At 62.2% G+C, this 14,418-nt stretch carries 12 protein-coding genes; 3 read left to right on the top strand and 9 right to left on the bottom strand.

Annotation, left to right across the window (positions count from 1 at the left end; all coding sequences use genetic code 11):
• Positions 1–92 precede the first annotated feature (92 nt).
• Positions 93–1,004: a UDP-3-O-acyl-N-acetylglucosamine deacetylase gene (lpxC, locus tag C5F70_RS19425; RefSeq protein ID WP_003171886.1), complete on the top strand. Its 912-nt coding sequence runs from the start codon at positions 93–95 to the stop codon at positions 1,002–1,004.
• A gap of 95 nt (positions 1,005–1,099) precedes the next feature.
• Here lpxC and C5F70_RS19420 read toward each other — a convergent pair whose 3' ends face one another.
• The 6 genes from C5F70_RS19420 to C5F70_RS19395 form a co-directional block, all read right to left on the bottom strand.
• Entirely contained in the window at positions 1,100–2,593 is a 1,494-nt protein-coding gene (locus tag C5F70_RS19420) for a sensor domain-containing diguanylate cyclase (protein WP_046484587.1), read from the bottom strand.
• Positions 2,594–2,679: 86 nt separating this feature from the next.
• Positions 2,680–4,008 (bottom strand): OprD family porin, encoded by a 1,329-nt coding sequence (locus C5F70_RS19415; protein ID WP_104903893.1) that lies wholly within the window; start codon positions 4,006–4,008, stop codon positions 2,680–2,682.
• A gap of 395 nt (positions 4,009–4,403) precedes the next feature.
• Positions 4,404–5,768, bottom strand: a complete 1,365-nt coding sequence (locus tag C5F70_RS19410) for a heavy metal sensor histidine kinase (RefSeq protein ID WP_104903892.1) — start codon at positions 5,766–5,768, stop codon at positions 4,404–4,406.
• Positions 5,758–6,435, bottom strand: coding sequence for a heavy metal response regulator transcription factor (locus C5F70_RS19405; RefSeq protein WP_104903891.1), 678 nt, complete (start codon positions 6,433–6,435; stop codon positions 5,758–5,760). The genes C5F70_RS19410 and C5F70_RS19405 overlap by 11 nt, the downstream gene beginning before the upstream one ends.
• A 9-nt stretch (positions 6,436–6,444) precedes the next feature.
• On the bottom strand, positions 6,445–9,540 hold the full coding sequence (locus tag C5F70_RS19400) for a multidrug efflux RND transporter permease subunit (RefSeq protein ID WP_079442882.1): 3,096 nt from the start codon (positions 9,538–9,540) through the stop codon (positions 6,445–6,447).
• Positions 9,537–10,703 (bottom strand): efflux RND transporter periplasmic adaptor subunit, encoded by a 1,167-nt coding sequence (locus C5F70_RS19395; RefSeq protein WP_104903890.1) that lies wholly within the window; start codon positions 10,701–10,703, stop codon positions 9,537–9,539. The genes C5F70_RS19400 and C5F70_RS19395 overlap by 4 nt, the downstream gene beginning before the upstream one ends.
• A 215-nt stretch (positions 10,704–10,918) precedes the next feature.
• Here C5F70_RS19395 and C5F70_RS19390 point away from each other — a divergent pair, with 215 nt between their 5' ends.
• On the top strand, positions 10,919–11,152 hold the full coding sequence (locus tag C5F70_RS19390) for a hypothetical protein (protein ID WP_017845915.1): 234 nt from the start codon (positions 10,919–10,921) through the stop codon (positions 11,150–11,152).
• Positions 11,153–11,320: 168 nt separating this feature from the next.
• Complete coding sequence (locus C5F70_RS19385) at positions 11,321–12,109, top strand: transporter substrate-binding domain-containing protein (protein ID WP_046484581.1); 789 nt, start codon at positions 11,321–11,323, stop codon at positions 12,107–12,109.
• Here the strand turns inward: C5F70_RS19385 and C5F70_RS19380 are convergent.
• The 3 genes from C5F70_RS19380 to C5F70_RS19370 form a co-directional block, all read right to left on the bottom strand.
• Entirely contained in the window at positions 12,106–12,849 is a 744-nt protein-coding gene (locus tag C5F70_RS19380; RefSeq protein ID WP_104903889.1) for a YkgJ family cysteine cluster protein, read from the bottom strand. The two genes, C5F70_RS19385 and C5F70_RS19380, sit on opposite strands and share 4 nt — an antisense overlap.
• Before the next feature lie 108 nt (positions 12,850–12,957).
• Positions 12,958–13,440, bottom strand: a complete 483-nt coding sequence (locus tag C5F70_RS19375) for an N-acetyltransferase (protein ID WP_104903888.1) — start codon at positions 13,438–13,440, stop codon at positions 12,958–12,960.
• Positions 13,441–13,443: 3 nt separating this feature from the next.
• On the bottom strand, positions 13,444–14,346 hold the full coding sequence (locus C5F70_RS19370; RefSeq protein ID WP_017845911.1) for a chemotaxis protein: 903 nt from the start codon (positions 14,344–14,346) through the stop codon (positions 13,444–13,446).
• Positions 14,347–14,418 lie beyond the last annotated feature (72 nt).

Here is a 14,418-nt window from a genome sequence, read left to right as displayed (position 1 = left end):
AAGGTGATTGGTGTTCAGCAAAGGTCTGGTCTGCTATTATCGCCAGCCTTTGTTGATACCAGTTCGCAATTTGCGCTGAAGCGGTCCAAGCCATGATTAAACAACGCACCCTGAAGAATATTATTCGTGCCACAGGTGTAGGTCTGCACTCCGGGGAGAAGGTATACCTGACCCTCAAACCTGCACCTGTCGACACCGGCATCGTGTTTGTTCGTGCCGACCTGGACCCTGTGGTGCAGATTCCTGCTCGCGCGGAAAACGTCGGCGAAACCACGATGTCGACCACATTGGTCAACGGTGACGTCAAGGTGGACACGGTGGAGCACTTGCTCTCGGCCATGGCTGGCCTGGGCATCGATAACGCCTACGTCGAGCTCTCCGCGTCCGAAGTCCCCATCATGGATGGCAGCGCTGGTCCCTTCGTATTCTTGATTCAATCTGCCGGCCTGGAAGAACAGGACGCAGCCAAGAAGTTCATTCGCATTCTGCGGGAAGTGACAGTAGAAGACGGCGACAAGCGCGCCACCTTCGTCCCGTTCGAAGGCTTTAAAGTGAGCTTTGAGATCGATTTCGATCACCCGGTATTTCGCGACCGTACCCAAAGCGCAAGCGTGGATTTTTCCAGCACTTCGTTCGTAAAAGAAGTCAGCCGCGCCCGCACCTTTGGTTTCATGAGTGACATCGAGTACCTGCGCAAGCACAACCTCGCACTCGGCGGCAGCGTTGAAAACGCCATTGTGGTCGACGCGGATGGTGTACTGAACGAAGACGGCCTTCGCTATGAAGACGAATTCGTGAAGCACAAGATCCTCGATGCAATCGGTGACCTCTACCTGCTGGGCAATAGCCTGATAGGCGAGTTCAAAGGCTTCAAGTCGGGCCACGCCCTTAACAACCAGCTGCTGCGCAAGTTGATTGAGCAGACAGATGCTTGGGAAGTCGTGACCTTCGAAGATGCCAGCACCGCACCGATCTCTTACATGCGTCCCGTTGCGGCGGTGTAAGTAACAACTCTCTTTCTTTAGTTTTTAAGGGCTGCCTTCGGGTGGCCCTTTTTATTTCCCGTGGCGAGCGAGCCACAATGGCCTGTTTGCCTCAGTCATCGCGCCGTTGCCTCCACGATGCAATTGCGCCCACTGTGCTTGGCTTCATACAGCGCGCGGTCCGCACTGAGCTGCAAGTCCTCCAGGGACATGCGACTGCGCTTGTCCCACGTACTCAGGCCAATGCTCACGGTAATCGGCCGTTCATCCCCTTCCACCCGTGGCAAGTGCTCGACGCCGCGGCGGATATGCTCGGCGATTAGCCATGCGCCCCTGATATCGGTAGACGGCAATACCACAGCAAACTCTTCACCGCCATAACGTGCGGCCAGGTCGGCCGGGCGACGGATGTTGCCGCCGATCACCTGGGCGACGTTGCGCAACGCCTCATCGCCGCCGTGATGGCCATGACGGTCGTTGAATGCCTTGAAGTGGTCGACGTCAATCATCAACAGCGTCAGCGGTTCGGCGGAGCGCTGGGCGCGGTCCCATTCCAGGCGCAGGCGTTGGTCCAGAATGCGCCGGTTGGCCAGGCCGGTGAGCGCGTCGGTGGCTGCCAGTTCTGACAGCACCTTCTCCGCGCGAAAACGGCGGCGCAGTTCCCGGCGCAGCATCCAGGTCAGCCATAACAGGCCGATACACAGGATGCCGGTGGCGCCGCCGGTCAGCGTCGCCGCGCGCTTCCATGGCGCGAACACGTCCTCACTGGACAACGCCACGACCACAATCAGCGGCAGCTCGCCGACATTGGTGAAGGTATACAGGCGCTCCTTGTCGGTGATGGTCGAGATGGCCCGAAAGCTGCCGCTTCCTTCGCGCAACATGCGCTTGAAGTTGGGGCGATCACTCAGGTCCTTGTTGATCATGTCGCGCTCCAGCAGCGGTTGCTGGGCCAGGAGAATGCCGTGGCTGCTCAACAGGTTGACCGAGCTGCTATTGCCGATGGCGAGGCTGTTGAACAACTGATCGAAGTACGCCAGGCGCATGGTGGCCACCGCGACCCCGAGGAACTCGCCGTTGGCGCCGGTGACGCGGCGGCTGAACGCGATGCGCCAGACTTGCTCGCAATGGCACTGAATCATGAACGGCCGGCTGATGAACAGGTCGTTCTGGTTGGTGATTTTATGCACGAGGAAGTAGTCGCGATCAGCCAAATTACGCGAGGTCGGCTTGAGCGTCGAAGAGTCAGCAACGACGGCGCCATTGGCGTCCAGCAACAGCACTTGGTCTTTGAACGGCGCGGCCGTCGACAGCTCGAATTGCACCAGATGCCGGATATCCCCCGATACCTTGGACAAATCCGTGCGTTGCGTGGCGGCGATCAACCCTTGCAGCGCGAGGTCGTATAGCTCGACGTTACGCAGCACATCGGCGTTGATCAGTTGGGTGATGTTGGTGGTTGAGCGTTTCGCCGCCTGCAGGGTGCTGGCGTGTTCGCGGATCAACAGCACTGCGACGATAATCACAATCAATGCGACGGTGAAGCCGCTGCCCAGCATCAACAATAATTCTGCGCGTTCAGGTGGGGTACGAAAAGGGCGTGGACTCATCGGGCAGACTTCAACGGTGAAGATGCTGGCAGTTTAGTTCTACCCGATGAAAATTGAGTGTTTGGTTGAAAAGAAAGTGCGGCGGCTTAGAACACGTTGATCGGATAGTCGACGATCACCCGGTATTCATCCACATCCCGATCTACCGCCGAGTAGCCATTGCTGCCGCGGTTGGTCGCCCATTGCAGGCGCAGGGACAGATCCTTGGCCTTGCCGCCCTGCACCACGTATTTCACGTCGATGTCTCGTTCCCAGTGCTTGGCGTCCTGGCCGTCGGCGCTGTACCAGGCGCTGTAGCCCCGACTGGTGGGATCGACTTTGCTCAGGTCGGTCTTACCGCTGCTGTAGGACACGGCAGTGGTCAGGCCCGGCATGCCGAGGCCGATGAAGTCGTAGGCGTACTTGAGCTTCCACGACCGCTCGTTGGGGCCGTTGAAGTCCGAGTATTGCTGGGAGTTGTCCAGGAACACGCTGTCGCCCTGGGTGATGTAGTCGAACGGTGTGTTGCCGTTGACCCGCTGGTACGCGGCGGTGACGCTATGGCTGCCCACGGCTACGGTGAAATGCAGGCTGTAGGTGTTGTTGTCGATGTTACCCAGCAACGACTGGCCGCTGTCTTGGGTGTGGTAGTAGTGCAGGCCGGGGTTGAGGCTGACCAGGTCGTTCAGCGCGTAGGTGTAGTCCAGGTCGTAGTAGTACTGGTGCCACACATCCTTGAGTTCGGTGGCGTACAGGTTACTGGTCAGTCCCGGCACGCCACTGAACGACACGCCGGCCCAGTCCAGGTGCTGGTTGTCGGTGTGTTCCGGCAGTGTGCCGTAGCTGGTGCCGATGCGCTGGTGGCCGCTCTGGTTGTAGAGCTTGGTGAAGCTGGCCTGGCCGCCTTCGATCATCCAGCCGTCGAGGCTGTGGTTGGTCAGGCTTACGCCGCGAAAGGTCTGGGGCAGCATGCGGGTCATGCCGCCGGCGATCACCGGGTTGTTGAGGAACAGGTCGCCGGCTTTCAGTTCCGTGTCGAACGCACGCATCTTCAACGTGCCGCCTGCGGTGGAGAACGACCCCGGCGCCTTGCCGCTGCCTTGACTGTTGCCATACGGGAGGATGCTGGAGCCGTCGGTGCCGCCACCGCCGTCGAGCTTGAGGCCGAGCATGGCATGGGCATCCAGGCCGAAACCGACGGTGCCCTGGGTGTAGCCGGATTCGAAGATGCCGAGAAAGCCCTGCCCCCATTCTTTGTTGTCATCGGTGTGGATGTCGTGACGGTCGCGGTTCATGTAGTAGTTGCGGGCGTTGAGCTTGAGGCTTGCGCCTTCGACGAAACCGTCGGCGGGGGTGGTGTCTGCTGCGTGGGCGAGGGGAGCGATCGTTGCTGTAATCGCGAGGAATAACGGGGTGAACGTCAGCGAGTTCTTCACCGGTGGAGCTCCTTTGGTCAAACGGAAACGGCCAATGTCGTGGGGGTGTGCCTGGCCTTTTTTGCGGCAAAAAAAAAGCCGCTGAAGTCAGCGGCTTTAAGACAGATTCCCAGTGTAGAGCCCTGGAAAAAAGTCGAGGGAAGTTCGGGTAAGCGGGTCAGCTGTCTTTGCCGTCGCGCTCATCGATGCGTCAAATTAACGCAGGCGAGCGCTGCGATACAGAGTGTAACAAGATAATGACTGTTGCCCAAATCGCAACAGTCAGAGTTTTGGCCCAAGCCAATGTGGGAGGGGGCTTGCCCCCGATGGCGGTGTATCAGTCACTGAAGTACTGACTGATCCACCACTATCGGGGGCAAGCCCCCTCCCACATTGGTCTGAAGTGTTCTCAAGCGTTAGACGGGCAGGGTAATACCGAAGGTGTTGCCGCCGGCGTCACTGCGCACGAACACATCGCCGCCATGCATCAGCGCAATCGCCTTGACGATGGCCAGCCCCAGCCCATGGTTGGCGCCGCTGTTGCTGCGCGATGCGTCCACCCGATAGAAGCGTTCGAACAGCCGAGGCAGGTGCTCGCTGGCAATCGCGTCGCCGGGGTTGGTCACGGCGATCGCCACCTGATGCTCCCGCACGTCGATGTTCACCGCGATGACCTGCCCTGGCGCGGTGTGCTGCACGGCGTTGCTCAGCAGGTTGATCAGTGCGCGGCGCAGGTGGGCTCTTTCAATCTGCACCTGGGCGTCGCCGTGGACGTGCACCCGGACCTGGGCGTCTTCGAGGATGAAGTCCAGGTAGTCGAGGGTGGTCGCCACTTCGTCGGCCAGGGAGCTTTCGATCAGCTTGGTGGCCTTGCTGCCCTGGTCGGCGCTGGCGAGGAACAGCATGTCGTTGATGATCGAACGCAGGCGCTCCAGTTCTTCCAGGTTCGATTGCAGCACCTCGAAATAATGTTCGGCCGAGCGCCCGCGTGTCAGGGCCACCTGGGTCTGGCCGATCAGGTTGGTCAGGGGCGAGCGCAGTTCATGGGCGACGTCGGCATTGAACGATTCCAGGCGCGAGTAGGCCTGTTCGACGCGGTCCAGGGTGGCGTTGAACGAGTTGACGAACTGACGCAACTCCGGCGGCAGCGGCGACAGTTGCAGGCGCCCGGAGAGCTTCGGCGGTGCGAGTTTCTGCGCTTCGTCCGAGAGTTTGCTCAGCGGCTTGAGGCCGATGCGCGAGACCCAGAACCCCAGCAGCGCCGCCAGCACCACGCCGATAAACGCCAGGCTGATCAGCGCCACCAGCAAGTGGTGCTGGGTGGCGCGGAAGTTTTCGGTGTCGATGGCGATCATGAAGCGCAACGGCGGGCGCTGGTCCTGGGCGGGGAACTGGCTCACCAGCACCTTGAACGGTTCGGTGTGATCGGCCAGGCGCAAGTCGCGCTTGCCGGTCGGGCCGGTGGCGAAGGCGCGGATCTGCGCGTCCGGGTTGCCATATTCGTAGTTCGGGTCGCTGCTCACCACCCAGAAACGGATGCGCTTGTCTTCCTCGGCCAACAACTTGAGTTTGGCCTTGATCTTGGTCCAATGCTCCGGCGTGCCGAAGCGCTTCACCGACGACTCCAACACGCTGTAGCGCGCATCCAGTTCGGCCTCGGGTAACAGGCCCAGGCCACGGTCCACCTGCTGATAGAGCGCGCCGCCGATCAACAGGAAGATCAGCAGCGCCACCAGGGTGAACATGCCACTCAAGCGCAGCGCGATGGAGTTAGTTGACACCGCGGTTCTCCAGCACATAACCCATGCCACGGATGGTGTGCAGCAGCTTCTGTTCGAACGGCCCGTCGAGCTTGGCGCGCAGGCGTTTGATCGCGACTTCGACCACGTTGGCGTCGCTGTCGAAGTTGATGTCCCAGACCATCTCCGCGATGGCGGTCTTGGACAGGATCTCACCCTGGCGCCGCGCCAATACGCTGAGCAGCGAGAACTCCTTGGCGGTCAGGTCCAGGCGCACGCCGTTGCGGCTGGCCTTGCGGCTGATCAGGTCGATCCACAGGTCGGCGACCGTCACCTGCACCGGTTCGTGCCCGCCACTGCGGCGGGTCAGGGCTTGCAGGCGCGCCACCAGCTCCAGGAACGAAAACGGCTTGCCCAGGTAATCGTCGGCGCCTTCACGCAGACCGCGAATGCGGTCTTCCACGCGCTCGCGGGCGGTGAGCATGATCACCGGCGTTTGCTTGCGCGCGCGCAGGGCACGCAACACGCCGAAGCCGTCGAGACCGGGCAGCATCACGTCGAGCACGATCACCGCGTAATCGTTTTCCAGCGCCAGGTGCAAACCCTCGATGCCTTCACGCGCCACGTCGACGGTGTAGCCTTGCTCCGTCAGGCCGCGATGCAGGTAGTCCGCGGTTTTTTCTTCATCTTCAACGATCAGTACGCGCATGACCCCGCCTTAATGTGTGGTCGCCAACGCGGGCGTTGGTGTGGGCCGGTGGAAAAACCGCTCAAGGTACAAGTATATGATCGGCGTGGTGAACAGCGTCAGCGCCTGGCTCACCAGCAAGCCGCCGACCACCGCGATCCCCAGCGGTTGGCGCAACTCGGCACCGGGGCCTGCGCCGAGCATCAGCGGCACGGCGCCGAGCAGGGCGGCGAGGGTGGTCATGATGATCGGCCGGAACCGCGTGACGCAGGCTTCGTAGATCGCTTCCTCCGGCGGCAGGCCTCTGACCCGCTGGGCTTCGAGGGCGAAGTCGATCATCAGGATGCCGTTCTTCTTCACGATGCCGATCAGCAACACCAGGCCGATCAGGGCCATGATCGAAAAGTCCTGGCCCAGCAGCCACAGCATGATCAACGCGCCCAAGCCGGCCGAGGGCAGGGTGGAAATGATCGTCAGCGGGTGGACGAAACTTTCGTACAACACGCCGAGAATGATGTACACCGCCACCAGCGCCGCGAGGATCAGCCACGGCTGGCTGGCCAGTGAACTCTGGAACGCCTGGGCCGCGCCCTGGAAGTTGCCGAGGATGGTGGCCGGCATGCCGATTTCGTTCTTGGCCTGGTTGAGCATGATCACCGCATCCCCCAACGCCACGCCGGGCGCCAGGTTGAACGACAGGTTGGCCGCCGGGAACATGCCGTCATGGCTGATGGACAGCGGGCCCACGCTGGGCGGGTCGACCTTGGCCAGGGCCGACAACGGCACCATCTCGTTGGTCAGCGGCGAGCGCAAGTAGAAGTAATTGAGGCTTTCGGCTTTGCCGCGTTGCTGGGTGTCGAGTTCCAGTACTACTTGGTATTGGTTGATTTCGGTCTGGAACTCGTTGATCTGGCGCTGGCCGAACGCGTCATATAGCGCCTGGTCGACATCGGTGGCGGTCAGGCCGAAGCGCGCGGCGGCCTGGCGGTCGATGCTGATGTGGGTGATGCTGCCGCCCAGTTGCAGGTCGTTGGACAGGTCGCGAAACGCCGGGTTGGCGCGCAGTTTTTCGGTGAGGCGCTGGGTCCAGGTATTCAATGTCGCGCCGTCGTTGCTCTTGAGCACGTACTGGTACTGGGCGCGGCTGGGGCCGGAGCTGAGGTTGATGTCCTGGCCGGCGCGCAGGTACAGCACGATGCCCGGCACCTTCGCCAGTTTCGAGCGGATGCGGTCGATGAACTGGCTGGCGGACACGTCGCGATCGCCGCGGTCTTTCAAGGCGATCCAGAAACGGCCGTTGGCGATGGTCTGGTTGCTGCCGGTGACGCCCACCGAATGGGAAAACGTTGCCACCGCCGGGTCAGCCTTGATGATCTCGGCCAGGGCCTTGTGCTTGGCGACCATGTCCGGGAACGACACATCGGCCGCCGCTTCGCTGGTGCCAAGCACGAAGCCGGTGTCCTGCACCGGGAAAAAGCCCTTGGGGATGAACACGTAGCCGACCACCGCCAGCGCCAGCGTGACCACGAAGATCGCCAGCATGCTGCGTTGATGGACCAGGGCCCGGCGCAGGTTGCGCGCATAGCCGGCCAGCAGGCGTTCGCTGAAACCGGGCTTGGCCTGGGCCGGATGGGTCGGGGCGCGCATGAACAGCGCCGCCAGGGTCGGCGCCAGGGTCAGCGAAACCACCACCGAAATCAGGATGGTCGAGGTCGCCGTCAGCGCGAATTCCTTGAACAGGCGCCCGACCACGCCGCCCATGAACAGCAGTGGAATGAACGCCGCCACCAGCGAGAAGCTGATGGACACCACGGTAAAGCCAATCTCGCCGGCGCCCTTGATCGCCGCTTCGCGCTTGCCCAGCCCGGCTTCGAGATGGCGGTGAATGTTCTCCACCACCACGATCGCATCGTCCACCACAAAGCCCACGGCGATGACGATCGCCACCAGGGTCAGGTTGTTCAGGCTGAAGCCCATCAGGTACATCAAGGCGAAGCTGGCGATCAGCGACACCCCGAGCACGCTCGACACAATCAACGTCGCCGACAGCTGGCGCAGGAACAACGCCATCACCGCCACCACCAGCAGCACGGCGATCAGCAGGGTCACTTCCACTTCATGCAGGGAGGCGCGGATGGTCTTGGTGCGGTCGCTCAACACGCTGACCTGCACCGACGCCGGCAGCATGGCCTGCAGGCGCGGCAGTTGCGCTTGAATGCGGTCGACGGTCTCGACGATGTTCGCGCCGGGCTGGCGCGAGATCACCAGGTTGACCCCCGGGGTGTCGCCGGACCAGGCTTGTACGTAGGCGTTTTCCGAGCCGTTGATGACTTTAGCGATATCGCGCAGTTGAACCGGCGCGCCATTCTTGTAGGACACGATCAGTTGGGCGTAGTCCCCCGGTTGAAAAAGCTGGTCGTTGGTCGACAGCGTCGACACGCTGTTCTCCCCGTAGATCGCGCCTTTGGCCAGGTTCAGGCTCGACTGCTGGATCGCCACGCGGATGTCGGCCAGGGTCAGGCCGATGGCCGCGAGTTTGTCGGGCGAAGCCTGCACGCGAATCGCCGGACGTTGCTGGCCGGTGATGTTGATCTGGCCGACGCCGTCGATCTGGCTGATCTGCCGTGCCAGCAGGGTTTCCACGTAATCGCTCAGCTCGGTGCTGGGCATGCTGTCGGAACTGACGCTGAGGATCAGTACCGGGCTGTCTGCCGGGTTGACCTTCTTCCAGGTCGGCAGGGTCGGCATATCCCTGGGTAGCTTGCCGGACGCGGTGTTGATCGCCGCCTGGACTTCCTGGGCGGCGGTGTCGATGCTCTTGTTCAGGGTGAATTGCAGGGTCAAGAGGCTGGAGCCCAAGGCGCTGCTGGAGGTCATCTGGGTCATGCCGGGGATGGCGCTGAATTGCACCTCCAGCGGCGTGGCCACCGAAGAAGCCATGGTGTCCGGGCTGGCGCCGGGCAGTTGCGCGCTGACCTGGATCGTCGGAAATTCCGCTTCCGGCAGCGGGGCGATGGCCAGTTGCGGGAAGGCAATCAGCCCGAGCAACACCAGGGCGAAGGTGAGCAGCAGGGTCGCGACCGGGTGGTCGACGCACCACGCCGACGGCGAGCGGCTGGCGTTCATGGTTGCACCTTGGCGTCGACGGTCTGGATCACTTGCGGCGGTTCTTTGAGCACGTCGACCCGAGCGCCGGTCTTGAGCCGCGACTGGCCATCGCTGACCAGCACATCACCGGCCTGTACGCCTTTGATGAGCGTCACATCGCTGTTCTGATAGGTGATCTGCACCGGCACCAGCTCCACCTTGTCGCCGTTGACCCGGTACACAAAGTGCGCGTCCAGACCACGTTGCACCACGGTCGGCGGCACCACCAGGGCGTTTTTGTCGAGGCCGGTCTGGATCTTGATGGTCACCAGTTGCCCCGGCCACAGGCGCTGCGTGGCGTTGTTGAACTCGGCCTTGGCGCGCAGGGTGCCGGTGGTGGAACTGATCTGGTTGTCGATCAGGCTCAGGTGGCCTTCACCGAGCAGGTCGCCGGTCTGGCCGTCGGTGTCGGCGCCCAGGTAGGCGTCGACGCTGGCTGGGATAGGGGCCGCGATCAGGCTTTGTAGAGTGGGCAGCATCTGTTGCGGCAGGGAAAATTCGACGGCAATCGGGTCGATCTGCGTCACCGAGAACAGCCCCTGGGCATCGCTCGTGCGCAGGAAGTTGCCTTCATCCACCGTGCGAATCCCTACGCGACCGCTGACCGGTGAGCGAATCTGAGTGTAGGAAAGCTGCACCTTTGCCGCATCGATCGCGGCCTGATTGCCCTGGACGGTGGCATTGAGTTGGTTGACCAACGCCTGTTGCTGGTCATAGGTCTGCTTGGACACGCCGTCGTCGACACTCAATGCCTTGTAGCGCTTGAGGTTGATCAGCGCGACTTGCAACTGCGCCTGGTTTTCCGCCAACAGCGCCTTGGCCTGCTCGAGGCTGGCGCGGATCGAGCGGTCATCGATGGTCGCCAACAGGTCCCCGGCCTTGACCTGCTGGCCTTCCTTGACCAGCAATCGGGTGAGGATGCCGTCGACCTGCGGGCGGATCACCACGCTGTGCAACGACAGCACCGTCCCAATGCCGCTGACGAAACGCGGGATGTCCTGTTGCGCCACGCTCACCACCCGTACCGGGATCGCTGTCGGCGCCGCCAGTTTGGGTTTGGCCGGCCGCGTCAGGGCCCAGGCTGCAATCGCCAGCACCACGAGGACTCCGACGATCAGCGCGGTTTTTCGTTGAATTTGCATGGAAGTGAGGTGCCAGGGCAGAGGAACGGAAGAGTGAGGTGTCTTTATAGCCCGTCAACCCGGTCAGCAAGGTGACTGCTAACTGACAGCGCTGTCAGTAAACGCCGACCATTCGTACAGGCGGTGGTTAAAGATCCTGAGGGCGCAGGTATACTGCGCGCCAGTGTGGCCCGCAAGCTGGCCCCGCATCAATTTTTGCCTGCTCCGGAGCTTCCATGACTTCCCCGACACATCCCCCTGTTGAAGCGGCCGACCTCGTCGATCCGGCCAGCGCTGAAAGCGTTGAAAAAACCGAGATCCCGGCGTTCAAGTTTCCGTTCAAGCCGGGTGAACTGGCCGGGGCCAAGAATGCCGCCCAGCCGTGGTACAAGAACGGCGCCAAGAACGGGCATACCAAGTCCCCAGGCATGGCGCCGCCGGGCACTCGTCGTTCGATGGGTAAACGCTGAGAATAATAAGTCGCACGCTGTGTCGACTATTGCCTACAACGTCTGCTGAAATTTCTGATTGTAGGGCCACGACCGTTTCTTGAAAGCTTGCACAGCCTCCGTGCCGCCCCGGCGTTTTCCGTCGGTGCGGGAGGGTGAGGTTGGACTTTCCGGAAAAGGATGTTTCCTGTGGCTCTGATACACATTTGTGCCGTGCTCGCGTTATTGCTGGCGGCCGATAGCGTTGCCGCCGGTGAGTCGCCACGGCGCGAAATCCGTTTCGCCGTCGCTGCGCAATTCGCGCCTTTCCAGAGCCGCAATCCGCAAGGCCAGTTGGTCGGCCTGAACATCGACCTGGGTAATGCCCTGTGCGTGCAGTTGAATGTGCGTTGCACCTGGGTCGACCAGGTGCTGGTGGAAAACTTCCCGGCCCTGGAGGCCCGGCAGTTCGACGCAATCATGGGCATGGCGCCCACGTCGACGCGTCGGCGCTGGGTCAACTTCACCGATGAGCTGTATCCGTTCACCACGCGCCTGGTCGCCCGCAGAACATCCGGCCTGCTGCCGACCGTGCGGTCGCTCAAGGGCAAGCGTGTCGGGGTGTTGCTGGGCAGTAATCGCGAAGCCTTCGCCCGAGCGCAGTGGGCGCCCAAGGGCGTTATCGTCAAGAGCTTCTGGCTCAATGACGAACTGGCTCGCAGCCTGGTGGCGGGGGATATCGATGCGACCCTGCAAGGCACCGTGGAAATCCGTGAGGCGCTGCTCGATACCGTCGATGGCCAGGACTTTGACTTCCTCGGCCCCGCGATTTCGGCCGAACTCCTGGGCAGCGGCGTGGCGATCGCGGTGCGCAAGCCCGATACCGCCTTGCGCAATGCCCTCAACTGCGCCCTTGAACAACTGATGCAAAGCGGCGAATACCAGCGGATCATTCAGCCCTACCGCCTGGATGCCGTTTCCGTCGCGCCCAACGACTAGGCGGCGCGCAGCGGGATAAACGCATAGTTGGCCGGCACCTCGGTGGCAAGCTGTGCCCCCGCGTCCAGCAACTGTTCGGCGATGTCCATCGCGGACACATGAAACACCCACTCATTCGCCACGCCGGGCTGGCTCTCCGCCAGCTCGATCGCCTGGGTAAAGGCATCCATCTGCGGCAGGTACGCCGTAAAGCCATCGCCCTTGAGCGCCGTGGTGCGAATCCCCAACAGGGCACACACCGCCTCTTTGGTCTGCACATCGTCGCGGTCGGCCTGGCGCGAGCGGCGGATCAGTTCAGCCAGTTCCGCGTCCATCAACTCGCCGCCGGCAATCAATACCGGGCCCTGTTCCCACGACTCCGGCGGGCATTCCTTGGCGGCAGGGTTCAACGGGATGTGCGGGTTGATCTCCATCGGATAGATGCGGCAGACCAACGGTCGGCGTTCATAGATGCGGCACAGGTTGTCTTCGTCAAGATTCCGGCAGCGTCCGGGGTTGTAGGCGGCAAAAGTGATGGCCACGAATGCCTGGGTCGTGCCGCTGGGCACCATCGCCGAACGGCGTTCGGCATGTTCGCGTTGTTGCAGTGGCAGGCCCAGGCCGTTGCCGAGAAAACCTTCCACCAGAACGATCACGCTGCCGCCGTCAGCCGCCCACTGGCGGGCTTCTGCGAGGGTCAGGGGGACATGGTGGTCGGTGCAGCATTTGCCACAACCGACGCAGGAAAAATGAGTGTTCATGGCAGATCTGTCACCAGGCTAGGTCAGAGGGCTCGCGCGAACGGTGACGGGTTTTCACCTCTTTTCAACGTTCGGGAGCACTGAAAGCAAGTTGTGCGCCAGTGCCCGTCAGTCTTCGCTGACCACATCGCGCAGCACGAACACCATGCCCGCGCTTTCATAGAGTTTCCGGGCGCGTCGGTTGCTTTCCAGGACCTTGAGGTCCACGTAGGGTTCGCCGCGCTGCTTGAACACCTGGAAGGCGTGCAGCAACAAGGCGCGGCCCAGCCCCTGGCCCTGGGCGCAGGGGTGTACAGACAGGTTCTTGATGAAGGCGCTGGTCCAGCACTGGGCCACGCCGAGGATGCCCTCGGCATTGCTCGCCACCAGGCACAGCGTGGGGTCGAACTCGGCATCGGTCACGAACTGCCGCTGCCAGGTTTGCAGGTCGGCGACGTGGCCGCCGCCTTGCGCCTGAGTCATGCGCAACACCGCGTGAATCGCCGGGGCCCATGCGTCGCGGTAGTGATCCAACTGCGTACCGGCCGGCCACTGCGGCGCGGGCAGGTCGAGGGTGAGGTCGCGGCGTAGCAGTTGGAAATACTCGGCCACCGCTTACAGGCCCTTTTGCGCCACGGTCTGGGCGGCCACCACCAGGCATTTGGTCAGTTCGGGCGAGGAGAATTTGGTCAGCACCGCGTCGGCCCCGGCCACGCGCGCTTTTTCGCTGTTCATCGCGCTGTCCAGGGAGGTGTGCAACAGCACGTAAAGGTCCTGGAAGTCCGGGGTTTCGCGCAGGGTGCGGGTGAGGGCGTAACCGTCCATTTCGGACATTTCGATGTCCGACACCACCACATTGATCTGCTCGACGGTGCCCTGCAGTTCCAGCAGCACGTCGATGGCTTCCTTGGCGCTGCGCGCGGTGTGGCAGGTCAGACCGAGGTTGCGCAGGGTGTGTACTGATTGTTGCAGGGCGACCTGGCTGTCATCCACCACCAGGATTCGCGCGTTGCCCAACACTTCGGCCTCTTCCATGGTCAAGTCGGTCGGCGCCATTTCAATCGGTGCCGGGGCGATGCCGTGGATGACTTTTTCGATGTCCAGCACCTGCACCAGCCCGCCTTCCACCTGGGTGACCCCGGTGATAAACGAGCGATTGCCGCCGGCGCCGAAGGGCGGCGGACGGATATCGGTGGTCAGGCAATGCACGATCTTGCTCACCGCCTGCACATGCAGGCCCTGCTTGGAGCGGCTGACATCGGTGACGATCAGGCAGCCGCCGTCCGGGTCTTCCAACGGCATTTCGCCGAGGGCGCGGCTCAGGTCGATCACCGACAGTGAGGTGCCGCGCAGCATGGCGATACCTTTGACGTGCGGATGGGACTCCGGCAGCTTGGTCAGCGGCGGGCACGGGATGATTTCGCTGACTTTCAGCAGGTTAATGGCCATCAACTTGCCGCTGCGCAAGGTAAAGAGCAGAAGCGAGAGTGAGTCTGCGCGGGCTTTAGACGTGGACATAAAAACCTTCTGTGGATCAGGGTTGATCATCTATGGAGGGTTATCGACTTCATCGGCCCAGGCTTTAGGGGA

It is taken from the genome of Pseudomonas sp. LH1G9 (assembly GCF_002949975.1).
Classification (GTDB): Bacteria; Pseudomonadota; Gammaproteobacteria; order Pseudomonadales; family Pseudomonadaceae; genus Aquipseudomonas; species Aquipseudomonas veronii.
This window is presented reverse-complemented; position numbering and strand designations above follow the sequence as displayed.

Coding starts and splice junctions, on each gene's coding strand:
- lpxC (WP_003171886.1), top strand. CDS start 93: ATGATTAAACAACGCACCCTGAAGAATATTATTCGTGCCACAGGTGTA.
- C5F70_RS19420 (WP_046484587.1), bottom strand. CDS start 2,593: ATGAGTCCACGCCCTTTTCGTACCCCACCTGAACGCGCAGAATTATTG.
- C5F70_RS19405 (WP_104903891.1), bottom strand. CDS start 6,435: ATGCGCGTACTGATCGTTGAAGATGAAGAAAAAACCGCGGACTACCTG.
- C5F70_RS19400 (WP_079442882.1), bottom strand. CDS start 9,540: ATGAACGCCAGCCGCTCGCCGTCGGCGTGGTGCGTCGACCACCCGGTC.
- C5F70_RS19395 (WP_104903890.1), bottom strand. CDS start 10,703: ATGCAAATTCAACGAAAAACCGCGCTGATCGTCGGAGTCCTCGTGGTG.
- C5F70_RS19390 (WP_017845915.1), top strand. CDS start 10,919: ATGACTTCCCCGACACATCCCCCTGTTGAAGCGGCCGACCTCGTCGAT.
- C5F70_RS19380 (WP_104903889.1), bottom strand. CDS start 12,849: ATGAACACTCATTTTTCCTGCGTCGGTTGTGGCAAATGCTGCACCGAC.
- C5F70_RS19370 (WP_017845911.1), bottom strand. CDS start 14,346: ATGTCCACGTCTAAAGCCCGCGCAGACTCACTCTCGCTTCTGCTCTTT.